This is a genomic window from Marinobacter sp. MMG032, assembly GCF_040112695.1.
Classification (GTDB): Bacteria; Pseudomonadota; Gammaproteobacteria; order Pseudomonadales; family Oleiphilaceae; genus Marinobacter; species Marinobacter salsuginis.
The window spans coordinates 1,163,102-1,185,775 of record NZ_CP157802.1 but is presented as its reverse complement, the minus strand read 5'-3'; the positions used below and the strand labels follow the sequence as shown (position 1 = coordinate 1,185,775).

Genomic DNA, 22,674 nt, shown 5'->3' with positions numbered 1-22,674 from the left:
CCCTGGTTTACTGAGACAGTCTCTCGCAGATTGCAGAACCGATTTCGTGGGTGCCACGCCGACGACCTGAGTTTTCGGCCAGGTCTGCAGCTACGGCATCGAACAGTTCCTTCCCTGCGGCGGCAATGGCAGGATCCTTGCGCCCCAGCCATTCGAGCATGCGGGCGGCAGTGAAAAGCATGGCGGTGGGGTCCGCCAGGCCCTGTCCGGCAATATCCGGAGCGCTGCCGTGGGTGGGTTCGAACATGGACGGCATGTCCGGGTCGGTGGGGTTCAGGTTGCAGGAGGGCGCAACCCCCATGCCCCCTGACAGCACGGCGGCCAGGTCCGTTAGGATGTCGCCCTGCAGGTTGCTGGCTACCACCACATCAAAGGCCCAGGGGCTCTGCACGAACTTCATGCAGGCCGCGTCCACCAACTCATGGTGGGTGGCCACATCCGGGTATTCTTTGCTGATTTCGTCAAAGGCCTCGGTGTACATATCACCCCAGTAGCGCAGGGCATTACGCTTGGTGATCAGGCAGACCTGGCTTTCGCAGGTGCGGCCATCCAGTGTCCGGAAGGTCCGCGTCCGGCCTTCCTTGACCCGATCAGCAGCACGGTTTCGCGCCTGTTCGAACCCATAGCGGATGATCCGGTCGGTTGCTTTGCGTGTAAATATCTCCATCTGCGTGGCCACTTCGTCCGGCGTGCCTTTGCGCAACCGCCCGCCCTGGCTGACATATTCACCCTCGGAGTTTTCCCGAATCACAAGCATGTCGATGTCTTTGGCGCGTTCGTCCGCCAAATACTGCCGGGCGCCCGGCAAAAGCCGGGCCGGACGCTCGCAGACCCACTGGTCGAACCCCTTGCGCATGTCCAGCAGCGGGGCGAGGGATATGCTGTCTGGCAACAGGTAGCGGTCCGGATCGTCCATAGGGCCCGGATCGCCAAGGGCGCCCAAAAGAATGGCGTCGTATTTCTGAAGCTGGGCCAGGGCATCCGCCGGCATGGATTCACCATGTTCTTCGTGCCAGGCGTGGGAGGGCCAGGGGAATCGCGTCCACTCAAGGTCCAGGCCGTGTTTTGCACGCAGGGTTTCCAGGCAGCGCACAGCCTCGGCCACCACTTCGGGGCCTATGCCGTCGCCCGGGGTTACAGCGATACGGGTAGATTGGGCCATTCGGGAAACTCCTTTTGGGGACAGATACGTATAAACAAACCCCAGTTTAGTCATGTAATCCGGGGATTCCACCGTTTGACATGCTTTAACCACAAAGTGGTTTTACCAGGGAGGGGTTCGCAGCTATATTGGTCAAAAACATGTCTAATAAACACAGTAAAACCGCCAGAACTGCAGTCAGGAGTTGAAGTGAACCAGCCCGCCGTACTTTTTGATGAGTCTCATTGTGAGCAATGCGCCTGTGGAGCGGGATTGGATTTTTCCTTCAGCTTCGCGTTCCAGCCCATAGTGGATGTTATCAACAAATCGGTTTTTGCCTATGAAGCCCTGGTGAGGGGCACGGAAGGCGAGGGCGCAATGAGCGTTCTCTCCAAGGTAAATGAGCACAATCGCTATGCGTTTGATCAGGTATGCCGCGTGAAAGCGGTTAAGCTGGCCGCCAGGCTGGGCATGGACACGATGCTCAGCATCAATTTTATGCCGAATGCCGTCTACCGGGCCGAATATTGTATTCGTACAACCCTGGCAGCGGCCAAGACCTACGATTTCGATACTCGTAAAATCATTTTCGAGCTGACCGAGGACGAGGCGCTTAACTCAACCTCGGTAGAACACCTTGTGTCTATCATCGAGGCTTACCAGGAAATGGGGTTCAGTACCGCCATTGATGACTTTGGCGCCGGCTTTTCGCGCTACAACATTATGATGGCGAGCCCGCCCAATCTCCTTAAACTGGATATGGCGCTGGTTCGTAATATCCATACCGAACCCAACAAACAGGCGGTGGTGGCCGGGATCATCACAATGATGAAACAGCTGGGCGGTGAGATTATTGCCGAGGGCGTCGAGACGAAGGAAGAGTATTTCTGGCTTCGATCCCAGGGCATCAATCTCTACCAGGGCTACCTGTTTGCCAAGCCGGGTTTCGAGTGCCTTCCGGAGCCCGACTTTCCCACATAAACCGCCTTTGAACTGACAGGAAGGATATCTTGCTATACAGAATGATTACCGTGGTGGGCGGACTGGTTTTCGTCATCATCCTGTTCGCCCTTATCTGGTTTTTCTGCAAGAAATTTCTCGAGCATCATGGTGTTACTGACCAGGTAAAAGACCGGGCCATGGTTCTGGCTACCTGGACCTTCGCCGGTATCAGCGTGGGGCTGGTTTTCGCGGTGGTTGGCGCGTTTGTTCTGGGCCCCTGGGCTTTCTACCGAACCCTCAGAGGCCATGATGTGGCAATATCCGACGGCGCCGCCATCTGGTGGGGGCTTGCTATTGTCGTGGCCTCCCTGGGCATTACAGCTATCGGATTTTTCGGTTTCCTCATGCTTGTCGGGGCTTACTGATCATCAACTGATGGCCTTTAATTGTTCCCGGAACCAAATCAGCGCCGGTTCCCTCTCGTAAGCCTTGTGCCAATAGAGGTGAACGTCGATGGACGGCAGGTCTGCTGGCGGATCCATGATCCGGATGTTGGCTCGCTCGGCAATGATGCGGGCATAGGCTTCCGGCATGGTCAGCAGCAGATCGGTATTCTCTACCACTCTGCAGGCGGCGTAATAATGTTGGCACCGGAGTCGGATACTGCGCTGTACCCCAAGCCTCGATAGCTCGAAATCCTCAATTCCGGGGCCCTCTGTCCGTGATGACACCAGTACGTGTTTTGCGGACAGGTACCCTTCCATATCCAGAGTGCCGTCTGCCAGTGGATGCCCCTCCCGGGCCAGCACTACCAGGCGGTCGCGCCGCAACAGTTCGTGAGATGTCTGATTGCTTACCGGCAGCAGCACATCCACGGCAAAGTCCAGTTTGCCTGCAGCCAGTTGCGTCTCCATGTCGCGCCGCGCGATCCGCTGGCTGACAATCTCCAGTTCCGGGTAGGCATCGAGGCAAGCCATAAGGCGCGGGAGGAAGGTGGATTCCAGAATGTCCCGCAATCCGAGCGAATAGGTTTTGCGCTGGGTGGCCGGATCAAAGGCATGAAACTGGTTTACCGCGCCCTGTATCTGAGTAAGCCCTGGCCGCATGGATTCGAGGAACCGGCGTGCCAGGGGGGTTGGCACCATCTGATTGCCCTGGCGGGTAAACAATGGATCATCAAAATGGTCCCGAAGCCGGGAGAGTGAATGGCTGACGGCCGGCTGGGTCAGATGCAGCGCTCTGGCCGCGCGGGTCAGGCTGCCTTCCCGGTAAATGGTATCGAACACGTGCAACAGGTTCAGATCAAGGCGATTGAGGGCCATGGGTGGAGTCCGTTTACGATTCGTTTTGAATAAGCGTGGTTAATAATAAACGATAAGGAAAATTCAGTCGCGTAATAGTTTGGTCATCCCTAGACTGGCCCTAATGTGATTTTCCGTGCATACCACGGCGCAACAGTCAGCGAGGATACGGCGATGGATTTCAATATTTCCGAGAGAGGCCAGGATTATCTCAACCGCGTGAAGCAGTTCATGAAGGATGAGATTTTTCCCATTGAAGAGCAGTACCACAAGGACCTTGCCTCCCTGGATAACCGCTGGGTGGTGCTTCCGATCATCCGGGAGCTGAAGGAAAAGGCCAAAGCCCAGGGCCTCTGGAACATGTTCTTTCCGGACGACAAATACGGCTGCGGCCTGCTGAACTCCGACTATGCCCTGATTGCCGAGGAGACCGGGCGCAGCTTTATTGCGCCGGAGATCTTCAACTGCAACGCGCCGGATACGGGCAATATGGAAGTACTGATCCACTACGGCTCTGAAGAGCAGAAAGCCGAGTGGTTGCCGCGTTTGCTAAGTGGTGAGATTCGCTCCGCCTTCTGCATGACCGAGCCGGCGGTAGCCTCCTCCGATGCCACCAATATGGAAGCCACCGCCGTTATTGAAGGCGACGAAGTTGTTTTGAACGGTCGCAAATGGTGGAGTACCGGCATCGGACACCCTGATTGCAAGGTTGCCATCTTCATGGGGCTGACGGATCCCGATGCCCACAAGCACCGTCGCCACTCGATGGTGCTGGTGCCGCTGGACACCCCGGGCGTCAAGATCGAGCGCATGCTGCCGGTATTCGGTGAATACGATGAGCCCTATGGCCATGGCGAGGTGCTGTTCGACAACGTCCGGTTGCCCGAGAGCGCTTTCATTGCCGGTCCGGGCCGCGGGTTCGAGATCGCCCAGGGTCGCCTTGGGCCGGGACGAGTTCACCATTGCATGCGGGCCATCGGGGCAGCGGAGCGCACGCTGGAGATTCTGATCAAGCGTGCAACCACCCGTGAGGCTTTCGGCAAGCCCATCGCCAAGCTGGGCGGCAATCCGGACATCATCGCCAACGCGCGGATGGCCATTGAGCAGGCCCGCCTGCTGACACTGAAATGTGCCTGGGCACTGGATACCAAGGGCATCATGGGGGCGCTTCAAGAAGTCTCCATGATCAAGGCCGTAATTCCGTCCATGCTGCAGACCATTGTGGATCAGGCCATTCAGATTCACGGTGGTGCCGGGGTCAGTGATGACGACTTCCCGCTGACGCAATTGTTCGCCTATGCTCGAGTTCTGCGGCTGGCCGATGGGCCCGACGAGGTGCATCGGGCTATGGTGGCCCGTCTGGAGCTCCGTAAATATAAAAATTGAGAATCTGAATCAGGAGGCTGGATTTGGCGGAAGGGTGTTTCTGAAACACGCTCCTTGCGGCACGTCCCTGTGACGCTTGGGCTCCGCCATCCATGGCTCCGCACAGTTTCAGAAACACCCTTCCGCCAAATCCGTCGTACTTCGGAGTTGGTTTCAGTTTTTAGCAAGATAACAGCGGGGAAGCATTGATGACACAAAGAGTATTCATCACGGGCGGCGCGAGCGGACTTGGCCGCGCCATCGCGCTGCGTTATGCCAAAGAAGGCGCGAAAGTTTGTATTGGCGACATCAATCCGGAGCAGGGCGTTGGTGTTGAGAAAGAGATCAACGCCGCCGGGGGCGAGGGCTACTTCGTTGAGTGTGATGTTCGACGGCTGACGGACTTTGAGAAGGTTCGGGATGATCTGGTGAAGAAATGGGGTGGCGTCGATGTGGTTGTGAACAACGCCGGCGTGGCCTCGGCCGGTTCCATCGAGGACACCACCATGGCGGACTGGGAGTGGATTCTCGATATCAACGTGCTCGGCGTCGTTCGCGGCTGTAAGGCGTTTACACCGCAGTTCAAGCAGCAGGGCTCCGGGGCCTTTGTAAATGTGGCTTCGATGGCAGGGTTGATGCTGGCGCCATTGATGGATAGCTACAATGTGACCAAGGCTGGCGTGATCGCCCTGTCCGAGACACTCAGCCAGGAGCTTCGGGATGCCGGTATTCATGTGAGCTGCGTGTGCCCGGCGTTTTTCCAGACCAATCTGACCAGCAGCATGCGTTCAGATATTCCCGGCATTCAGCAGAACGTGAACAAGCTGATGAAGCGCTCCACGGTAACCGCCGAGGATGTGGCCGAGGATATTTTCCGTTCGGTGAACAACAAGAGCTTCTGGGTGCTGCCCCACGCCAAGGAGCGTCGCATGTGGATGCTCAAGCGCCATGCCCCCAAGGCGTTTGACTGGCTGATGCACCAGGAAAGCAAGCGCTGGATGAGCAAGATGGGTGGTAGCAAGGCCTGATGGCGCCGTTTTTAACTGTCTCAAAGTGAAGATTCAAAAGGAGAGTCCTGAATGACCCAGATCGACCAGGCCGTGGACATCCGGGAAGGTGAAGAACTGGACGCCGGCGCGGTAGACCGGTTCATGAAAGCGGCGATTCCGGACCTGCAAGGCGAGCCGGAGATTCGTCAATACCCGGGTGGCGCCTCCAATCTGACCTACCAGGTGGATTACGGTGATCGCTCCTATGTTCTGCGCCGGCCCCCGTTCGGCAAGATCGCCAAGTCCGCCCACGACATGCTGCGTGAGGCGAAGGTTATGCGGGCGCTCAAGCCGGTCTATCCCTATGTGCCCAATATCATTGCCATCTGCGATGATCACGACGTGCTGGGTTGCGATTTCTACGTGATGGAGCGGTTGAAGGGCATTATCCTGCGCCAGGACTTTCCGAAGGATTTCGAGCTCAGTGAAGCCGATACCCGCAAGCTTTGCCTGAATGTGATCGACAAGCTGGTGGATCTTCACCGGGTTGATGCCAAAGCCGCAGGCCTGGACAAGCTGGGCAAAGGCGAGGGTTATGTGCAACGCCAGATTGGCGGCTGGAGTGACCGCTTCCGCAAGGCCCGCACCGACGATGTGGGCGACTTTGAGCAGGTCATGGGCTGGCTCAACGACAAGATGCCCGAAGACATTGCCCAGGTGGTGATCCACAACGATTTCCGCTTCGACAACGTGGTGCTGAATCCGGACAACCCCTTCGAGGTGATCGGCGTGCTGGACTGGGAGATGGCCACTATCGGCGATCCGCTGATGGATCTGGGTAACAGTCTCGCCTACTGGATCGAAGCCGATGATGAAGGCCCGTTCCAGATGCTGCGCCGGCAGCCGACCCATCGCCCGGGCATGCTCACCCGCAAGGAAGTGGTGGAGTATTACATGGAGAAATCCGGCTTCAAGGTCGACAACTTCGACTTCTATGAGATCTACGGCTTGTTCCGGCTTGCGGTGATTATCCAGCAGATCTATTACCGGTTCTATCATGGCCAGACCAAAGACAAGCGGTTCGCTGCCTTTGGCCATGCAGCCAATTATCTTGAGAAGCGCTGCCAGCGACTGATTGCGGAGAGCACCCTGTAATGGCGACGATTTATCTGGTTCGCCACGGCCAGGCCAGTTTTGGCAAGGAGAACTACGACCAGCTGTCTCCCACCGGCTGGGAGCAGGGCAGGGTGCTTGGCCGCTGGATGGCTGGCAAAGTGGACCCGGCCGCGATTTTCGGGGGCGATCTGGAGCGCCACCGGGAAACGGTGGAGGCCATCGCCACCGGCTACGGCAGTGCACTGCCGGATATGCAGGTAGCTCCGGGTTTCAACGAGTTCGACCATACCACAGTGGTGGCCCGATACCGCCCGGAGTGGAGTGACCGTGCGGTCATGGCGCGGGATCTCAAGGCATTCCCCAAGCCGGCCAAGGCGTTTCAGGAGGCCTTCGTACATGCAGTGCGTCGATGGGCCTCGGGTGAATTTGATCACGAATACGAGGAAAGCTGGCCCGACTTCAAGGCCCGGGTTCTGGCGGCGTTCGAGGATATGATTGAGTACGCCGATGGCGGTGACGTACTGGTGGCCACCTCTGGCGGACCGATTTCCGTGATTGCCCAGTATCTGCTTGGGCTGGACGATGCCCGGGCACTCGCCCTGAATGAGGTGATCGCGAATACCAGCGTTTCGCGGGTCCTGTATTCAGGCCCCCGGCGCAGCCTGGCCGTTTTTAACAACTACAGCCACCTGGAAGCGGATGACCCCGCCCTGGTGACATTCCGATAGTGAATCGAGGTGAACGAATGAGCAGCAAGAACCTGTTTGATCTGACCGGCAAGGTTGCCCTGATTACCGGCGCCAGCCGCGGCATCGGCGAAAGCATTGCCCGGACCCTGGCCGAGTATGGCGCGCACGTCATCGTCAGCAGCCGCAAGATCGATGGCTGCGAGGCCGTGGCCAGCAGCATCCGGGATGCCGGCGGCAGCGCCGAAGCTTACGCCTGCCACATTGGTGAGATGGATCAGATCGACAGCATCTGGGCCCACATTGAGCGGAGCCATGGCAAACTGGACATTCTGGTAAACAACGCTGCCGCCAATCCCTACTTCGGGCCGGTTGAAGATACCGATCTGGGTGCCTTCAACAAAACCGTGGATGTGAATATACGGGGCTATTTCTTCATGTGTGCCCGGGGCGCCCAGATGATGAAGAAAGCCGGTGGCGGTTCCATCGTGAATGTTGCATCCGTGAACGGGGTTAATCCGGGGCACTACCAGGGAATTTACTCGGTCACCAAGGCCGCCGTGATCTCCATGACCAAATCCTTTGCCATGGAGCTGGGGCAGCAGAAGATCCGGGTTAATGCACTGCTGCCGGGGCTGACCGATACCAAGTTCGCCAGCGCCCTCACTACCAATGAGGCGATCAAGAAGCAGGCCATGGCCCATATTCCCATGAAGCGTGTGGCAGACCCAAGCGAGATGGCCGGTACCGTGCTTTATCTGGTGTCTGATGCCTCGAGCTATACCACTGGCGCCTGCATTAATGCGGATGGTGGTTACCTGACAGTCTGAAGCTTATCTGAAGTTGAGGCGGGGTCGGATGATTGCTTTCATCTGACCTCGTTTCGATCAACCTGAACGTTCAGGCTGGCGAGCAGGTAAGCGCTGCAAAGTCACTGTTGAGCTCTACCGCCCGGTTCTGCAGGTGGGCAAGCGTTGCAGCGTCACCTGCCGTTATCAGGTCATGCATCAGCGAGGCCATGGCCACCCGACTCTCTGCCATCATGGCTTTGTAATCCTCGCCCCGTACTTCCTCGGAATTGAGAATCAGGTATTCCAGTTCCGCCTCAAACGTCGGCTCGTTTCTTATTTCAAGTGCCTCAAGTAAGGCCAGTTGCCAGTTCCTGCGGCCTTTCAGCCAGATTTCAGTCTGGGCGCCCCGGTTGACAGACCATTGACGCACGATGTCGCGCTGCTCGCTATTCAGTTCCCCCAGCCAGCGCTCAACCCGCTCCGCTGTCCTTTCGGCCCGGGCCTCGGCAGTCGCTTCCGGGGAATCGGCCAGGAACTCCTCTTCCATTTCCCGCTGGCTCTGAGCCATGTTTTCCGCTAACTCGTTGACCTGCTCGTCGCTCAGACTTGAAAGCAGACTTGCCGCCACCGGTGTTGCCCGCTCCAAAAGACTTGGGAAGAAACCGAAAAGCCGTTGCTGGTGGTATTCGACAGTGGGCTGATCTGGCGGGCTACTGGCTACGTCAGATTCAAGCTCATCCAGCCAGGCCTGATAGCGGGGCAACTCGGCACTGCAATGCCACTGCCGGAGTTGCTCAATATCGTTGTTTAGCTGCTGTTTCTGGTCGGCCGTCAGTGTCACGTAGTCTTCTACCCACCACACGATGCCCCAGTCCGCGTATCGATAAGCGAGCTTGGTTGAACTGCAGCCAACCAGAGCAAACGCCAGTACCAGAATTAGGACAAACGGTTTGGAAAAACCGGGTGCCCCGTGTTTGGCAGTATCCATGGCCCACCTGTCTTGGTAAAAAGGCTTATCGAAAAAAGATTGCAAGCTCACTATCATTTCAGGTTTTACTGACAACAGTGTACGTCATATCACCCCTTTCAGATGCTGTTCCGGGGATCCCTGGAGCATTGTTCAGGAGAAGTCATGAGCAAAATGAGACTTTCACGTCTACGCCAGCTGATTTTTGGTTTTTACATGTCCGGAATTATGTCGCTGCTGATGTCCGGGGTGATCACCTTCATCAACACGGGCATCGACGGTGAATTCCACTACCGGTGGGGGCCCGCTTTTCTCGTTGCCTGGGCCGTTGCTTTTCCGCTCGTGACTTTCATCGCGCCGCTTGCCGGGAAGATGACTGAGTTCACCATGCGCAGGTTCGATTAATTGCGTACATCTGTAAGCTTAAATGTTAAAAGTTGCAAATCCGTTCTTTCTGACTCCCCGTAAATGCAGTGGCGCACGATTCATGGACGGAAATTGTGCAGGTTCGAACCACTCAAATCCTGGTAAACAACCTCAAAAGTGGGGAGTGTGAAAAATGAAGACAAAATACGCTTTACCGATGGTTTTGGCGGGCAGTGTCGCGCTGTCCGGGTGTTGGCTGGATGACGACGATGATCCGGCAACCACCAGTGTCCGAATCCTGCATGCGTCTTCGGATGCACCTGCGGTTAATGTTCTTGTGAATGGTGATGTCGTCGTTCCGGGAGCGGATTACAAGCAGGCCGCGGTTCTGGCGCCGAGTGCCGGTCTCGCTGATATCGCTGTCGATGGATTGCTGCCGGGCGGTGAAACGGTGACAGTGATTTCTGCCGATGGGGTTTCGCTGCGTTCCGATACCAGCTATGACGTAATTGCAGTCGGAAAAGTAGGTGACGAGACCATTGAGCCGCTGATTCTGACCGATGATGGCGCCCGTGAAGATGCTGATAGTGCGCGTTTGCGAGTTGTCCATCTGTCGCCTGAGGCCCAGACCGCCGCCGCTGGTCCTGTCGATGTTTATGTCACGGCTTCAGGCGACCCGCTTCCCGCCGAAGCTACCTTCAGCTTCTCCTTCAAGGAGAGTGTAGGCCCGTTGGAGCTTCCTGCCTCAAACGACTATCAGATTCGGGTTACCCCTGCAGGCTCCGATACTGTTGTCTTTGATAGTGGCCAAATCGGCTTGCCAGCAGGTTCTGACCTTCTGGTCGGCGCCGTTGACAATACTGGCGCCAATGGCGATGCAAGCCCTATCAGCTTGGTCGTGTTGAACGGCAGTAATGTTGCCGAAATTTTTGACGCGGGCCAGCAGTCTGGAGTTCGTGTTGTTCACAACTCCTATGATGCTCCTGACGTAGATGTGCTTTTGAATGACGTTGTGTCGGTGAACGACTTGGCTTACCCAGAGGCTGCTCCCGGCGCTATGCTGGATAACTACGCACAGGTTCCGGTTGGGACCCAGAACGTTAAGGTTACGCCATTCAACGACAATGCCACCGTTGTGATTGAGGCCGATTTGGCATTCTCTGCTGGTACTGGGTATACGGTGATCGCAAACGGTTTGTTGGCGGACATCGAGGCGCTGGTGTTAACTGATACTGTTCGCGACATCGCAACTCAGGCGTCGGTTCGTGTAGTACATGGGTCGACACTGGCCGGTCCGGTTAATGTTTATCTTCTGCCCGATGGGCAAACCGAAGTGGGTAATGCTTCGCCTGCTTTGAGCGGCGTACAGTTTGGCGAAGAATCGGGCTATTTGGCTGTTGCGCCCGGGACCTACAATCTTGTCGTAACAGATCCTGATGGGAACGTCGCGATAGGGCCTGCGGAAATAAATCTCGAAGCAAGTGGCATTTACACTGCTATCGCCAGAGATAATGACGCCTTTGACGGTGCAGATCTTATTCTACTGGACGATTTCGTGATGCCGCCGACTTGATCGGTATGTTTAAGCGTATCAAAGCCCCGGCCACGGCCGGGGCTTTTTATTGAATACTGGTTTCAGATGTGCCGGAATCGGCATGGGAAATCGCAGTCCCCGTTGGCGGCCGGAAATGCAGCGAATACAGAATCCGGTCCAGCACCGCCTGACCATTCCAGGCCGGATCGTTATTCACCATTCCCACCACGGCCCAGGTGGTGTCATTGGCATCCCGCGTGAAGCCTGCGATTGATCTCACGTTTTCCAGGTAGCCGGTCTTGATACGGCCCTCGCCATCCATGCCGGTATTGCGCAGGCGGCGTGCCATGGTTCCATCCATCGCGATTATGGGCATGGAGGCCATCAGGTCTGCCGAGTAAGCGCTATTCCAGGCGTGCTGGAGAATCTGTGCGCCCTGGCGGGCGGTAATGCGGCCGTGCCGGGTGAGGCCGGCACCGTTGTCGATGACCATACCTGCGGTGTTGATGCCTTTGTCTTCGAGCCACTCATAGATCACCCGAATGCCGGCAACCCGGTCGTCGTTCTCGTCTTCCAGGCGGTTCTCGGCGCCAATGGTAAGCAGCAGCTGGCGCGCCATCACGTTACTGCTCCACTTGTTGATATCCCTCACCATGGTGACCAGATCCGGCGAGGTGGTTTTCATGACCAGCCGTGCGTCTTCTGGAGTGACGCCATTGATGTCTCCGCCCGAAATAACCACTCCCAGGTCGGCCAGCAAAGAACGGATCAACGAGGCGCTGTACTGCTCATGGGGCAGCAGCGACAGGTAGGTGGTGCTCCGGCAGCCTTGAGGAAGTTCACCGGTAACCCGAACAGTCACCCGATGGTCTTCATGAATAATGGGTTCCCATTCGAAGTTTCTTCGGGACGGGCAGGGTCCTTCGGCAGTGGCCACTACGCGATTATCGATGACGACCTCGCCCAGAGACGGCGTGCTCCATGCCTGGGTGCCGCGCTCATCGGCGCGCACCTGGAAGTGCATCAGGTTCAGGTTTGTCAGGTAAGCAGAAGGTTCTACCAGAAATGGCGCGTGGGGGTTGTCGCCGTTGTCTTCAAACGCGGGAAAACCACCATCGACTTCAAAGTAACTGCCATCAAGAACCAGGTCGCCCTCGATTCTGTTAATCCCCATGCTGCGCAGCTCCCTCAGCGTTGTCCAGAGCCGTTCGATGGTGAGCTTGGGGTCGCCGCCAAAGCGGACGTAGAGATTACCTTCAAGGGTGTCGCCCGCCATCACTCCATCGGTCAGGAAATCGGTATCCCAGTGGTGATTGGGCCCGAGTACCTCCAGTGCCGCAAAGGTGGTTACCAGCTTCATGATGGAGCCGGGGCTCATCAGGGCATCAGCATTGATGTACTGGTTGATGCCGGGACCATTCAGCGGAATGGCCGCCATGCTCATGGCATCTTCATTCTGCAGGGACTGAGCCGCGTAATCTTTCAGCTCATTGGTCCAGAGGCGATTCCCGGAGAAACCGGTGGCGTCGCTCTCGGCAAAGGCAAGAGGAGCAGCCGCGATCACAGAGAGAGCCACAAGGGGTGCCAGCATGGGGCGTCTGAATCGAGGACACAGTTTTTCGGCTCTCGAAGAGCCAGAGCGTCGCATTCCCGGGATTACCATGGTCACCATCCAATGAGTTCTTATATCTCCACAATAGCCCATCCTGGCGGTTTGTACTATGCAGAAAACCTCTACATGACGTTAAAAAATGGCAGTAGTGTCGTTGTTTGTATTGAAGTTTTGTGACGCGATGTAAGTGCCCTTGCGAATCATGGGGTTAGGTGGACAAAAATTAGCCCCCGGGTTGTCAATGACCTTGCGTTCAGATTTATGGGTGCTTTTCCCGGCAGTTCAGTCATGGAATCCGCATCCAAAAGGGCGTTTCCTAGGGAGTGTGTAACCAAGTGTTCCGAAAACAACAAAAGGAGGGCACCATGATTGGTATTCCATTGGGTCTTTTGACCGCCAATGCCGTGGAATGGGTATTCCATAAACACGTTCTTCATGAACTGGGTCGAAACCGGGAGAGTTTCTGGTCGTTTCATTGGCACGATCATCACCGCAATGTGCGCCGGAACGGCTTTCTTGATCACGATTACCGTCATCTGCCCTTGACCTGGAACGCTCAGACCAAGGAAGTGGCTGCCCTGGTTGCCGGGGCAGCAGCAGTCACTCCGCTACTGCCTTTAGCTCCATTCTTTGTTGGCACGCTCTACTACAGCGCCTGGAATTACTACCGGGTACATAAGCGCTCACATCTGGATCCGGATTGGGCGCGGGAGAATCTGCCCTGGCACTATGATCACCATATGGGGCCGAACCCCAATGCCAACTGGTGTGTGACCAAACCCTGGTTTGATCACATCATGGGTACCCGGGAGCCAATGGAAAATCGTCAGATTGCGTGATAATGGCGCGGTCTCCAACAGAAGGTTTGTTTATGTCGAATATGCTGTCTCATAACGTCCACATACTGGGTTCGGTCGCCACGTCGTCCCTCACTGCCTGGCGCGGTTGCCTGGTGGTTAAAAACGTCCCGCAGCCGGAAAAGCCCATTGTGCTCTACGACAAGGAGGGCTGTCCCTACTGCCGGCGGGTTCGTGAGGCCCTGACGGCCCTGAATCTCGATGTGGAAATCCGGCCATGTCCGCAGGGTGGTTCGGTTTTCCGGGCCCAGGCGGAGGCATTGGGAGGCAAGCAACAGTTCCCATTACTGGCGGACCAGAACACCGGCACGGTCATGTACGAATCCGAGGAAATCATCGAGTACCTGTTCAGGCAATACGCGGACCGGCCGGTGCCATCCTACTATCGCGGCCGGGTGTGGCAGCCGGTTCTGGGTTCTGTGGCTTCGGTGACCAGCGCCATGCGGGGGCTGCGGGTGAGCCCCGGCAAGCGTCCGGAGCAGCCATTACACCTGTGGAGTTTCGAGGGCAGTCCGTTCTCGCGTTTGGTGCGGGAACGGCTTTGTGAGCTGGAAATTCCCTATACCTTGCACAACCTGGGGAAGGAGCACTGGACGGAAATTGGGCCGGCGAAACAGCGTATCAAGCCAGGGCCCTATACGCCGATTCCCGGTGGCAAGCGGGATGCGTTTTTCCAGGTGCACAAGCGGGTTCAGGTGCCCTATCTTGAAGACCCCAATACTGGCGAAGGCTTATTCGAATCTGCCCGGATTCTTAAGTATCTGGATCGTGAGTACGGGAACTGACTTGTTTGTAAGACTGTCAGCCATGTAGCTGCCGCCCGGGTGGGTCATCCCTTCTCCAGACACGCCGTAAATACTTCCATGTAGGCTCGGTCGGGCCATCCATGGCCCTCCACGGTCTGGAGAAGGGATGACCCACCCGCGCTGCTTGCGCTTTGTGCTATTCGCACTGAAATTTATGTCAGTGGGGGAGCTGATATGGCGAATTGGATTACTCGAAGGAAGTTTCTTATCAGTTCCGGCCTGGCCGGAATTGCTCTCAAATCCCCGATGCTTTTTGCAAGCACGCAGGGAGCATCCTCGTCATCTCCCATCATGCGCCGGATTCCCGGCACGGACGAATCCATCCCTGTAATCGGCATGGGCACCTGGATTACTTTCAACGTGGGTGGCGACGCGCAACTGGTTCAGCAGCGCACCAGGGTTTTGAAGACCTTCGTCGATCTGGGCGGAACCGTTGTTGATGGTTCTCCAATGTATGGCAGTGCCGCGGATGTTATGGGTGAGGTGCTGGATTCTCTGGACGCCCACGACCGGATTTTTGCGGCCACCAAGATCTGGACCGGCGACGAATCAGAAACCCGGTCGGAGGCAGCCCGTTCGAGCAGGCGCTGGGGTGTTGATCAGTTCGATCTGTTGCAGGTCCACAATCTGTTGGGCTGGCAGGGGCATCTTGAAACCCTCAAGGAAATGAAAGCCAACGGTGAGGTCCGGTATATCGGTATCACTACGTCCCATGGTCGCCGGCATCGGGAGTTCGCGCAGATCATGGAGCGGGAGCCGCTGGATTTTGTGCAGTTGACCTACAACGTTCTGGATCGGGAGGTTGAAGATCGGTTGCTGCCGCTGGCCCGGGAGCGGGGAATCGGGGTGATCGTTAACCGGCCGTTCCAGGGGGGCTCGCTGTTCCGCAGGTTCCAGTCTGAGCAGCTGCCGGATTGGGCCGGGGATGTCGGCGTCAGTAACTGGGCGGAGTTTTTCCTCAAGTACATCATTTCCCATCCGGCGGTGACCTGTGCCATTCCGGCGACAAGCAAGGTTGAGCACATGAAGGAAAACATGGGGGCGCTCTACGGATCTTTGCCGAATGCCGACCAGCGTGAACGTATGGCGTCTTACGTGAGGTCTCTGTGAGTGGCGCGGACTGGCTGAGCTACTCGCTGCAGGATTTCGTGATGTTCGGACCGCAGGTGTTTCTGCGGTTGTTTGTCCGGATCAACCAAGATCTCTGGCCCTGGCAGTTGCTGGCGGTGGTTGCTGCTATCGGTATTCCTGCGCTGCTTCTGCGGCAGGGGGACGCGGCAAGGCGTTTCGCCGTTGGGCTGATGGCAATTGCCTGGGCAACCAGTGGTTACGGGTTTCTGGTGGGCTATTTCGGCCCTATCAACTGGCCGGCGACGTGGTTTGGTTGGGCTTTTGTCGCTCAGGGCGCATTGCTCGGGGCCGCCCTGTTTTGCGGCGGTGTCCATAAGCGCCGGCTTCCGGTCGGGAAAATTTTCGTACTCTGGCTGGTTGCCGTTTGTGGATTGCCCTTCCTCGCGGTGGCGGAGTCCGGTCAGTGGCAGTCGGTCGCGCTGTTCGGCATCGCTCCCGGCACCACCGCTGCGGCAGGAGCTTTGGTCGTTGCGCTGGTAACAGGTCCCTGGCGTTGGCTTTACCCGCTGCTGCTGGTGCTGTGGAGTCTGTTCAGCGCAGCCATGTTATGGGTGCTGCAAACCTGGTGGTTGCTGATCGCCCCGCTGGCTACGCTGCTGCTGGTTGGAGCCGGCTTCTGGCTCAGTCCCAGGCCGGCGCGAAGTCAGGATTAGCAATTCGCTCGTTGTGATCGAGCGCATCAATGGCTCGGATCTCTTCCTCGCTTAACTGAACGTCCAGAGCCTCCAGATTGGCCTTTTGGTGAGCCGGACGTGTGGAGGAGGGGATGGGTACAACGCCCCTGGAGGCCACCCAGGCGATGGCCACTTGGGCAGGGGTAAGATTTCTTTCACGGGCGATTCGCTGCAGGGTTTCATCTTCCATCACTTTACCAACGGCCAGGGGCATGTAGCCGGTCACGGTGATACCAAGCTTCTGCGCATGCTCCACAACCGTGCGGTTGGCCAGGAAGGGGTGCACTTCAACCTGATTGGTGAAAATGGGCGTGTCGCCCAGAATCTTTTTCGCCTCATCCATCTGGGCACAGGTAAAGTTGGAAATGCCGATGTGCTCTGCAAGACCCTCGCGTTGGGCGTCTCTCAGGGCACCGAGATATTCTTCCATCGGTACTTCGTCGCCGGGTGATGGCCAGTGAATCAACGCCAGATCTACATGGTCGGTTTTCAGCCTTGCGAGACTGTCGTGGAGGCTGTTGATCAGGTCGCTGGCGTGCAGCTGGTCATGCCAGATCTTGGTGGTCAGGAAAATTTCCCGGCGCGGAATGCCGCTGGAGGTGATGCCATCGCCAACTTCCGCTTCGTTCTCGTACATCTGGGCGGTATCGATATGACGGTAGCCCAGAGACAGGGCACTCTTGACGGCCTCTCGGGCATCATTGCCTTTTAGACGGAACGTTCCCATGCCGATTTTCGGAAGTGCGCTGAATGACATAGTGTCCTCCTTAGCGAATCGTGTGTTTCTAAAGTGGTGCCGGCACACTGGTTCTTCAAGTGGCTCGCGGGTATCATCGCCCGTGAATTAACCCGTGAACCGAAGCATTGAGGCCCGGACGATGTACACCGGTCGTTGCCTGTGTGGCGATATTAGTTTTCAGTATGATGGCCCGCTCGGCCCGGTTGCCCTGTGCCATTGCAGCCAGTGCCGGCGTGCCCATGGCAGCGCGTTTTCAGCCAGCGCACCGGTACAAAAGGTGCGGTTCCGATTCGTGTCCGGGGAAGACAGAATTACCGAGTTCGAATCACGCCCGGGCAAGTACCGGGGATTCTGCAGTCGCTGTGGCAGCCAGCTCTATAGCCGTGTTGATGCGATTCCCGGGATCCTCAGGCTGAGAGTCGGTTGCATCAACGAGCCTTTGGAAAAAGGGCCTTCCCAGCATGTTTTTGTTGGCTCAAAGTCGGACTGGTTCGAGATAACCGACCAACTCCCGCAGTTCGAAAAGACTGAAAGAACCAACGACCCTCACTGAACTGGAACCATCCGGTAAACCTTTCCTCTTGGTGAATCCGTGAGTAGCCAGAGGGCGCCGCCCGGGCCCATGCGCACATCGCGGATCCGTTCGCCGAGATCGGTCAAAAGATCTTCCTCTTCGGTCACTTTGCCGTCCTGAATGCGCAGGCGAACCAGCTTGCGCATTTTTAGCGCCCCGACGAACAGATCCCCCTGCCATTCCGGGAACAGATTCGCGGTATAGAACGCCATGCCTGAGGGCGCGATGGATGGGTCCCAGTAATGCAGTGGCTGGGCCATGCCTTCCTGGCTGGTTTTACTGGTGATGGGCAGGCCAGAGTAGTCGATGCCGTAGGTGATTGTTGGCCAGCCATAGTCCGTTCCGGCACGGATAATATTGATTTCGTCACCACCCCTGGGACCATGCTCGTGGCTCCAGATCTCGCCCGTTTCCGGATGGATAGTCATGCCCTGGATATTTCGGTTGCCGGTTGTGTAAAAGGTGTCGTTGACGCCGGCGGTGCCGAGGAACGGATTGCCGGGAGCAGGAGAGCCTTCGGTCGTAATCCGGTGAACGCCTCCGGCATCGTCTGCGTTGTCCTGGGCGCGATCCATGTCGCCACGGTCGCCAACCGCCACGTACAGGTTACCCTCCCGGTCGAACTCCATCCGGCCGGCGAAGTGGCGGCCGCCGTTGGAGCGAGGCAGGGCTTCAAAAATCACTTCGACGTCGCTGAGGCGATCACCACTTAAACGCGCGCGAGCTACCCGGGTAGTCATACCCTCCCGGTTTCTGTGGGCGTAGCTCAGGAACAGCACCTGATTCTGCTTGAAGTCCGGATGCAGAATAATGTCCAGCAATCCTCCCTGCCCGGATACAACGAGCTCCGGTACGCCACTGATGGGCGCCTCCAGCAACGAACCGTTCCGGATCATCCGCAGCCGACCTTCCCGTTCTGTGACCAGCATGGCGCCATCCGGTAAAAATGCCAGGCTCCAGGGGTGTTCCAGGTTCTGTGCCACGGTTTCGAGGCGAAAATCCGCTCTATCTGAGGAGAAGGTCTGATTTGCCTGGCTCGAGACAGCGACCAGTAACAGGGTGCCGGTCAGGAGAAGGTGCTTGAGAATACCCATTGGAGCCTCCGTTTTTAACGGTGTCATCAGAACATTCAGAGTAGCAGTTGAAGCCGGCGTCGCCGAGGCATACCCCAGACAGAGAATGTATAGGGCGCCGGGTCAATTACGGATCATTGACCCATTATTGCAAATAACAATTATTCGCATTAAAGTTGCATAGAGTTGGTTCAGTTCAGAGCGGGAGAAAAGGGAATGGCACCCGAACAGGAAATGATTGAGGGTTTGAAGTTGGCGGCAGGCGCAGGTGTGCTTATTGGCCTTGCGGCCATTGGGCTGGCTTTGTCGACCGCTCTTGGGGCATGAGTGTGGCCAGTCGTTCCTTACGATGCACGCCGCAGGTGCCGCAATAACCGCCTTCCGGCAAGAGATATTTCAGGCAACACCCTCTGCGCTGGGGGATTGCCGTGGCCTGCTCACCGAACACGGCCGGAATCCAGTCGATAAACCGGTTCGCATCGTTCTGAAACTGCTCCAGCCAGCCCTGCGCCAATTGGCACAGCGCATGGGGCTCTGCCAGGTTCCACACGGCTGAAAAAGGTGCTCCCAATCCCAATCCGATGCTGCTCCAGTAAGCGCCAGGGCTGACGCCCAGCTGGCGTCTGAAAACCGGGTACCATTGTGCGGTTATTTCTCCTACCGACTGGACGAAAGTCCTCTCACCAGCCATTTCCCCGCCTGGCATCTGAAACCAACGGGACGTTGTTTGCGACTGTTGGTCCATGGGGGCCAGGAAGATTCGTTTGGCGTCCGGCAAAGGCGTCTGGCCATCGCGGAACAGTCTGAGGGTCAGCGGCGCAATTACGCTGAGCGCCAGATCCTGCTGCAGCACAGAAACCAACGCACGTGCGGCCCGGGTGCCGGTGTTGTCCGGATAGTCGGTGCCAACCTGGTCAAGTAGTAGCGACGGTTGCTCCAGGCACTGGGCCAAAGACAATACGCTGCTGCGCTCGTCTTCGGCAGGTCTCAGCGCCTCATTCAGGACCAATTCCCTGTTCAGTTCTGACTGGCTCAGAAGGTGGTTGTAAAGCCGGGCCCATGGGCCGATCCCGGAGTTGTGGTCAGGCTCTGCCATGGCGACTCAACCCCCAGAGGAAGTACAGGCCGCCGACCAGGGCTGCCAGAAGCCCCGCCGGAAGCTGGTTTGGGTAAACCACAATTCGTGACAGGTAGTCGGCTACTCCCAGCAACAGGCCACCGGCAAGGGCTGCGACAACGAGCTGCCGTCCAACGGTCTGCTGGCCCAGTACCCGGGCGAGGTGAGGAGCTATGAGGCCCACGAAACTCAGCGGGCCGATCACGACCGTTGCCGACGCAGTCAGTAATGCGGCCAACAGAAGTAAAAGCAGACGCACTTTTGTCACCGGCAAACCCAGTGAGCTGGCCGATGTCTCTCCCAGGGGAAGAATGCTCAGGGGCCGGATAATCACCAGCAGGCTGGCCGAGATCAACACGATGAGCGCCAACAGGCCGAGAGCCTCGGCTTCCGAGACCAGCCAGGTGGAACCGTACATCCAGTTGAGAAGCTGCGAGGCCACCGTGCCACCGGAAGCCATCACCAGGCGAAGGCCAGCGTCCATAAAAACATACAGAGCGAGCCCGCCAAGTAACAGCTGGTTACCGGCAAATCGGTGCTTGCGAGCCAGCAAGATCAATAAACCCAGAGCCGCTCCAGCGCCGAGGGTGGCTGCACCCAGCTGTCCGCCCCGGCCGACGTCGGCGCCGAACAGGACAATCATGACCATGACCACCGCCGCGCCGCCGCTGATGCCTAGCAGTTCCGGGCTGGCCATGGGGTTGCCTGTCATGCGCTGGATCAATGTTCCAGCAAGGCCCAGGGCCACGCCAGCAAGAATTGCAGCCATGAGCCTGGGGCCACGCCAGACCCAGGCCTCGTGCCACTGGGTGATCGGAGTCCAGCTCCACTCGGTCAGCCCGGGGGACCAGGCCATAGAGATGCAGATGGTGATCAGAAGGAGCATGGCTAGGGCCCCACCGATCACAAGGCTGGAACGTCGCTTCGGCAGGAAGCCGGCGGGGCTGTCGTCCTGCCCGGGCATATGATGGGTATTCTTCAAGCCTTGCAGAGCCAGCAGAATGATCGGCCCGCCGATCAGGGCGGTGGTGGTGCCGGTTGGCACCAGAGACCCGTCACCCCACGTGGATGCCCAATGGGCAAGCGTATCCGCCAGTAACAGCAGGCCAGCGCCCAGAACACTGCTCCAGATCAGCCGTTCAGACAGGGTGCGGGCCCCCAGCAGTCTCGCCAGTACCGGTGCCGCAAGACCGATAAACGCCACGACGCCGACCCGGCTCACCACAGTGGCACTCATCATTACAACCAGAAACAGGGCCAGGACGCGGATCAGGCCAACCTTGGCGCCAAGGGAGCGGGCGGAGGTTTGCCCCAGTTGCATAACCTGAAGCGGGCGCATCAACAGAATCATGAATACTCCCAGCACCAGCACCCGGGGCCAGAGATCCGTGAACGGTTGCCAGTTGTTCTGGACCAGGGAACCGGCGCCCCAGATAAACAGGTTTCCTAGCCACTCTCCCTTGAGCAGCAGGAACGCCATGTTTACTGCGCCCAGGAAAAAGGTGACAACAAGACCGGCCAGGATCACGGTGACTGGTGAAAAGCCCAGGCGCCAGGTGAGTGCGATAACCAGCCCGATGGCCAGAAAGCCACCGGAGACTGCCGCCAGATCCGGGCTAAGAGCCAGCAAGCCGGGGAAGAACAGGGTCGCGACCGTTATGCCGAACTGACCACCGGCTTCAACACCCAGCGTTGTGGGTGAGGCCAGGGGGTTGCCCAGGATCTGCTGGGTAACCGCGCCCGCAAGGCCAAGGCCACAACCAATCAGGACGGCCATGGCGACCCGCGGTGCCCAGCTGAAGTGGGCGAGTACCGACGCGTAATCATTGGCTTCGAACGTCCAGAAGGCGGCGATCAGATCGGCGGCATTGAGCTGGTCAAACCAGGGTGCAGCGCTTGCGAGAAAGGCGCAAAACCAGATCAGCGCCGCAGCCACCGGCAACCTTGCTGGCAGGGAGGGGCGACCGACAGGGCTGTTTGCGGATTCAGCGTACATTGTCTGAACCTCCTGCTATCAGGCTATCAGCCAGTAACGTCGCCAGCCGCTTGACGGGGAAGACGCCTCCGAACGGCCAGACCGGATCGATCTGGTACACCTGATCGCGTTGAACAGGCGGCAGATAGGTCCAGAAAGGGCTGTCTGCCAGGGTGTCGGACAACCCGGGCAGGGTCGGAGCAATGACAACAATCCGGGTGTCCTGATAGGGCGCGAGCGCCTCAAGCCCAGCGACCGAGAAACCCCAATAATTACCGGGCTGGGACCAGGCGTTTTCAAGACCAAGGGCCTCGAGGGCACTCTGATAAAGACCGTTTGGCGCATAAACGCGAACATGGCGGTCGTCCAGGAAATTCACCAGCGCCACCGGCCGCTCGGTGAGGTTGGCATTCTCAAGACGACGGCGCTGAGTCTGCAGAGTCCGGTTTATGTCGTTGAGAACAGCTGCGGCGCGTTCCTCTCGGTCCAGCATGTCGCCCAGAGTGGTGAGCATATCGCTGGCTTTTTCGTAGGGGTTGGAGCCTTTTTTGTAAACACTGACAACGTAGGTCGGCGCAATGCGTTCAAGGAGGTTAGCGGCGGGTGCCATTTCGGAGCTGGTGACGATCAGGTCTGGCTTGAGTTCGGCGATGGCTTCCAGGCTCGGCGCCACCCGGGTACCGATGTTGGCCACGCCCTCGGGAAGTTCCGGTTCCTTGACCCAGACACTGTAGCCGTCGCGATCGGCAACGCCAACTGGAGTCACCCCGAGTAACAAAAGCGCCTCTGTCGCTGCCCAGTTCAGGGCAATAACACGTTGCGGGGTTTTATCCAGGCTGAGCGTGCCTTGCTCATGCTGCCATGTCTCCGCGCTGGCAAACACTGGCAGCATACCCACAAGAAGTATGAAGCAGAATC

23 protein-coding genes are annotated in these 22,674 nt (G+C 57.7%); 14 read left to right on the top strand and 9 right to left on the bottom strand.

Features of this window, described 5'->3' with window-relative positions:
- Positions 1-7: 7 nt before the first annotated feature.
- Complete coding sequence (locus ABNF92_RS05490; RefSeq protein ID WP_349343686.1) at positions 8-1,162, bottom strand: isocitrate/isopropylmalate dehydrogenase family protein; 1,155 nt, start codon at positions 1,160-1,162, stop codon at positions 8-10.
- Between the two features lie 189 nt (positions 1,163-1,351).
- On the opposite strand from ABNF92_RS05490, the gene ABNF92_RS05485 reads away from it, so the two are divergent.
- Both ABNF92_RS05485 and ABNF92_RS05480 read left to right on the top strand, forming a co-directional pair.
- Complete coding sequence (locus tag ABNF92_RS05485; RefSeq protein WP_349343685.1) at positions 1,352-2,122, top strand: EAL domain-containing protein; 771 nt, start codon at positions 1,352-1,354, stop codon at positions 2,120-2,122.
- Between the two features lie 29 nt (positions 2,123-2,151).
- Complete coding sequence (locus tag ABNF92_RS05480) at positions 2,152-2,508, top strand: hypothetical protein (RefSeq protein ID WP_349343684.1); 357 nt, start codon at positions 2,152-2,154, stop codon at positions 2,506-2,508.
- Between the two features lie 3 nt (positions 2,509-2,511).
- Here the strand turns inward: ABNF92_RS05480 and ABNF92_RS05475 are convergent, their stop codons facing one another.
- The gene (locus ABNF92_RS05475) at positions 2,512-3,405 is read right to left on the bottom strand and encodes a LysR family transcriptional regulator (protein WP_349343683.1); all 894 of its coding nucleotides are present in this window, start codon (positions 3,403-3,405) and stop codon (positions 2,512-2,514) included.
- Between the two features lie 153 nt (positions 3,406-3,558).
- On the opposite strand from ABNF92_RS05475, the gene ABNF92_RS05470 reads away from it, so the two are divergent.
- The 5 genes from ABNF92_RS05470 (at position 3,559) to ABNF92_RS05450 (ending at position 8,370) form a co-directional block, all read left to right on the top strand.
- On the top strand, positions 3,559-4,770 hold the full coding sequence (locus ABNF92_RS05470; RefSeq protein WP_349343682.1) for an acyl-CoA dehydrogenase family protein: 1,212 nt from the start codon (positions 3,559-3,561) through the stop codon (positions 4,768-4,770).
- Between the two features lie 188 nt (positions 4,771-4,958).
- Positions 4,959-5,777 (top strand): SDR family oxidoreductase, encoded by an 819-nt coding sequence (locus tag ABNF92_RS05465; RefSeq protein WP_008176103.1) that lies wholly within the window; start codon positions 4,959-4,961, stop codon positions 5,775-5,777.
- A 51-nt stretch (positions 5,778-5,828) separates the two neighbouring features.
- On the top strand, positions 5,829-6,893 hold the full coding sequence (locus ABNF92_RS05460) for a phosphotransferase family protein (protein ID WP_209398665.1): 1,065 nt from the start codon (positions 5,829-5,831) through the stop codon (positions 6,891-6,893).
- Entirely contained in the window at positions 6,893-7,582 is a 690-nt protein-coding gene (locus ABNF92_RS05455) for a histidine phosphatase family protein (protein ID WP_349343681.1), read from the top strand. The genes ABNF92_RS05460 and ABNF92_RS05455 overlap by 1 nt, the downstream gene beginning before the upstream one ends.
- Positions 7,583-7,599: 17 nt before the next feature.
- Positions 7,600-8,370 carry an SDR family oxidoreductase gene (locus ABNF92_RS05450; protein WP_349343680.1) on the top strand — a complete coding sequence of 257 codons (771 nt, stop codon included), beginning with the start codon at positions 7,600-7,602 and terminating at the stop codon, positions 8,368-8,370.
- Between the two features lie 70 nt (positions 8,371-8,440).
- Here ABNF92_RS05450 and ABNF92_RS05445 read toward each other — a convergent pair whose 3' ends face one another.
- Entirely contained in the window at positions 8,441-9,319 is an 879-nt protein-coding gene (locus ABNF92_RS05445; RefSeq protein ID WP_349343679.1) for a DUF6279 family lipoprotein, read from the bottom strand.
- A 144-nt stretch (positions 9,320-9,463) separates the two neighbouring features.
- Between ABNF92_RS05445 and ABNF92_RS05440 the strand changes: the two genes are divergently transcribed.
- Together ABNF92_RS05440 and ABNF92_RS05435 are read left to right on the top strand one after the other, a co-directional pair.
- On the top strand, positions 9,464-9,703 hold the full coding sequence (locus ABNF92_RS05440; RefSeq protein WP_041645013.1) for a DUF2798 domain-containing protein: 240 nt from the start codon (positions 9,464-9,466) through the stop codon (positions 9,701-9,703).
- Positions 9,704-9,857: 154 nt separating this feature from the next.
- Positions 9,858-11,237 (top strand): DUF4397 domain-containing protein, encoded by a 1,380-nt coding sequence (locus tag ABNF92_RS05435; protein WP_349343678.1) that lies wholly within the window; start codon positions 9,858-9,860, stop codon positions 11,235-11,237.
- Positions 11,238-11,283: 46 nt separating this feature from the next.
- On the opposite strand, the gene dacB is transcribed toward ABNF92_RS05435, so the two are convergent.
- A complete protein-coding gene (gene dacB / locus ABNF92_RS05430) occupies positions 11,284-12,789 on the bottom strand; it encodes a D-alanyl-D-alanine carboxypeptidase/D-alanyl-D-alanine-endopeptidase (protein WP_349343677.1) in 1,506 nt (501 codons plus the stop codon).
- Positions 12,790-13,175: 386 nt separating this feature from the next.
- Between dacB and ABNF92_RS05425 the strand changes: the two genes are divergently transcribed.
- The 4 genes from ABNF92_RS05425 (at position 13,176) to ABNF92_RS05410 (ending at position 16,257) form a co-directional block, all read left to right on the top strand.
- Positions 13,176-13,649, top strand: a complete 474-nt coding sequence (locus tag ABNF92_RS05425; protein ID WP_349343676.1) for a sterol desaturase family protein — start codon at positions 13,176-13,178, stop codon at positions 13,647-13,649.
- 32 nt (positions 13,650-13,681) lie between these two features.
- Positions 13,682-14,452 (top strand): glutathione S-transferase N-terminal domain-containing protein, encoded by a 771-nt coding sequence (locus ABNF92_RS05420; RefSeq protein ID WP_349343675.1) that lies wholly within the window; start codon positions 13,682-13,684, stop codon positions 14,450-14,452.
- Positions 14,453-14,647: 195 nt separating this feature from the next.
- Positions 14,648-15,583: an aldo/keto reductase gene (locus tag ABNF92_RS05415; protein WP_349343674.1), complete on the top strand. Its 936-nt coding sequence runs from the start codon at positions 14,648-14,650 to the stop codon at positions 15,581-15,583.
- Positions 15,580-16,257: a DUF6064 family protein gene (locus ABNF92_RS05410; RefSeq protein WP_349343673.1), complete on the top strand. Its 678-nt coding sequence runs from the start codon at positions 15,580-15,582 to the stop codon at positions 16,255-16,257. The genes ABNF92_RS05415 and ABNF92_RS05410 overlap by 4 nt, the downstream gene beginning before the upstream one ends.
- On the opposite strand, the gene dkgB is transcribed toward ABNF92_RS05410, so the two are convergent.
- Positions 16,226-17,035 (bottom strand): 2,5-didehydrogluconate reductase DkgB, encoded by an 810-nt coding sequence (gene dkgB / locus ABNF92_RS05405; protein WP_349343672.1) that lies wholly within the window; start codon positions 17,033-17,035, stop codon positions 16,226-16,228. The genes ABNF92_RS05410 and dkgB overlap by 32 nt on opposite strands.
- A gap of 121 nt (positions 17,036-17,156) precedes the next feature.
- Here dkgB and ABNF92_RS05400 point away from each other — a divergent pair, with 121 nt between their 5' ends.
- Positions 17,157-17,570 (top strand): GFA family protein, encoded by a 414-nt coding sequence (locus tag ABNF92_RS05400; RefSeq protein WP_069184169.1) that lies wholly within the window; start codon positions 17,157-17,159, stop codon positions 17,568-17,570.
- Here ABNF92_RS05400 and ABNF92_RS05395 read toward each other — a convergent pair.
- The 4 genes from ABNF92_RS05395 to ABNF92_RS05380 form a co-directional block, all read right to left on the bottom strand.
- Entirely contained in the window at positions 17,564-18,685 is a 1,122-nt protein-coding gene (locus ABNF92_RS05395) for a PQQ-dependent sugar dehydrogenase (protein WP_349343671.1), read from the bottom strand. The two genes, ABNF92_RS05400 and ABNF92_RS05395, sit on opposite strands and share 7 nt — an antisense overlap.
- Positions 18,686-18,938: 253 nt before the next feature.
- The gene (locus tag ABNF92_RS05390; protein ID WP_153634515.1) at positions 18,939-19,760 is read right to left on the bottom strand and encodes a (2Fe-2S)-binding protein; all 822 of its coding nucleotides are present in this window, start codon (positions 19,758-19,760) and stop codon (positions 18,939-18,941) included.
- On the bottom strand, positions 19,747-21,777 hold the full coding sequence (gene fhuB / locus ABNF92_RS05385; protein WP_349343670.1) for a Fe(3+)-hydroxamate ABC transporter permease FhuB: 2,031 nt from the start codon (positions 21,775-21,777) through the stop codon (positions 19,747-19,749). Before fhuB ends, ABNF92_RS05390 begins: the two co-directional genes overlap by 14 nt.
- A complete protein-coding gene (locus ABNF92_RS05380; protein WP_349344063.1) occupies positions 21,767-22,648 on the bottom strand; it encodes an iron-siderophore ABC transporter substrate-binding protein in 882 nt (293 codons plus the stop codon). Before ABNF92_RS05380 ends, fhuB begins: the two co-directional genes overlap by 11 nt.
- Positions 22,649-22,674: the final 26 nt, after the last annotated feature.

Coding starts and splice junctions, on each gene's coding strand:
- ABNF92_RS05450 (WP_349343680.1), top strand. CDS start 7,600: ATGAGCAGCAAGAACCTGTTTGATCTGACCGGCAAGGTTGCCCTGATT.
- ABNF92_RS05475 (WP_349343683.1), bottom strand. CDS start 3,405: ATGGCCCTCAATCGCCTTGATCTGAACCTGTTGCACGTGTTCGATACC.
- ABNF92_RS05415 (WP_349343674.1), top strand. CDS start 14,648: ATGGCGAATTGGATTACTCGAAGGAAGTTTCTTATCAGTTCCGGCCTG.
- ABNF92_RS05460 (WP_209398665.1), top strand. CDS start 5,829: ATGACCCAGATCGACCAGGCCGTGGACATCCGGGAAGGTGAAGAACTG.
- ABNF92_RS05395 (WP_349343671.1), bottom strand. CDS start 18,685: ATGGGTATTCTCAAGCACCTTCTCCTGACCGGCACCCTGTTACTGGTC.
- ABNF92_RS05420 (WP_349343675.1), top strand. CDS start 13,682: ATGTCGAATATGCTGTCTCATAACGTCCACATACTGGGTTCGGTCGCC.
- ABNF92_RS05465 (WP_008176103.1), top strand. CDS start 4,959: ATGACACAAAGAGTATTCATCACGGGCGGCGCGAGCGGACTTGGCCGC.
- ABNF92_RS05425 (WP_349343676.1), top strand. CDS start 13,176: ATGATTGGTATTCCATTGGGTCTTTTGACCGCCAATGCCGTGGAATGG.
- ABNF92_RS05455 (WP_349343681.1), top strand. CDS start 6,893: ATGGCGACGATTTATCTGGTTCGCCACGGCCAGGCCAGTTTTGGCAAG.
- fhuB (WP_349343670.1), bottom strand. CDS start 21,777: ATGTACGCTGAATCCGCAAACAGCCCTGTCGGTCGCCCCTCCCTGCCA.
- dkgB (WP_349343672.1), bottom strand. CDS start 17,035: ATGTCATTCAGCGCACTTCCGAAAATCGGCATGGGAACGTTCCGTCTA.
- ABNF92_RS05440 (WP_041645013.1), top strand. CDS start 9,464: ATGAGCAAAATGAGACTTTCACGTCTACGCCAGCTGATTTTTGGTTTT.
- ABNF92_RS05445 (WP_349343679.1), bottom strand. CDS start 9,319: ATGGATACTGCCAAACACGGGGCACCCGGTTTTTCCAAACCGTTTGTC.
- dacB (WP_349343677.1), bottom strand. CDS start 12,789: ATGCTGGCACCCCTTGTGGCTCTCTCTGTGATCGCGGCTGCTCCTCTT.
- ABNF92_RS05470 (WP_349343682.1), top strand. CDS start 3,559: ATGGATTTCAATATTTCCGAGAGAGGCCAGGATTATCTCAACCGCGTG.
- ABNF92_RS05490 (WP_349343686.1), bottom strand. CDS start 1,162: ATGGCCCAATCTACCCGTATCGCTGTAACCCCGGGCGACGGCATAGGC.
- ABNF92_RS05390 (WP_153634515.1), bottom strand. CDS start 19,760: ATGGCAGAGCCTGACCACAACTCCGGGATCGGCCCATGGGCCCGGCTT.
- ABNF92_RS05435 (WP_349343678.1), top strand. CDS start 9,858: ATGAAGACAAAATACGCTTTACCGATGGTTTTGGCGGGCAGTGTCGCG.
- ABNF92_RS05380 (WP_349344063.1), bottom strand. CDS start 22,648: ATGCTGCCAGTGTTTGCCAGCGCGGAGACATGGCAGCATGAGCAAGGC.
- ABNF92_RS05400 (WP_069184169.1), top strand. CDS start 17,157: ATGTACACCGGTCGTTGCCTGTGTGGCGATATTAGTTTTCAGTATGAT.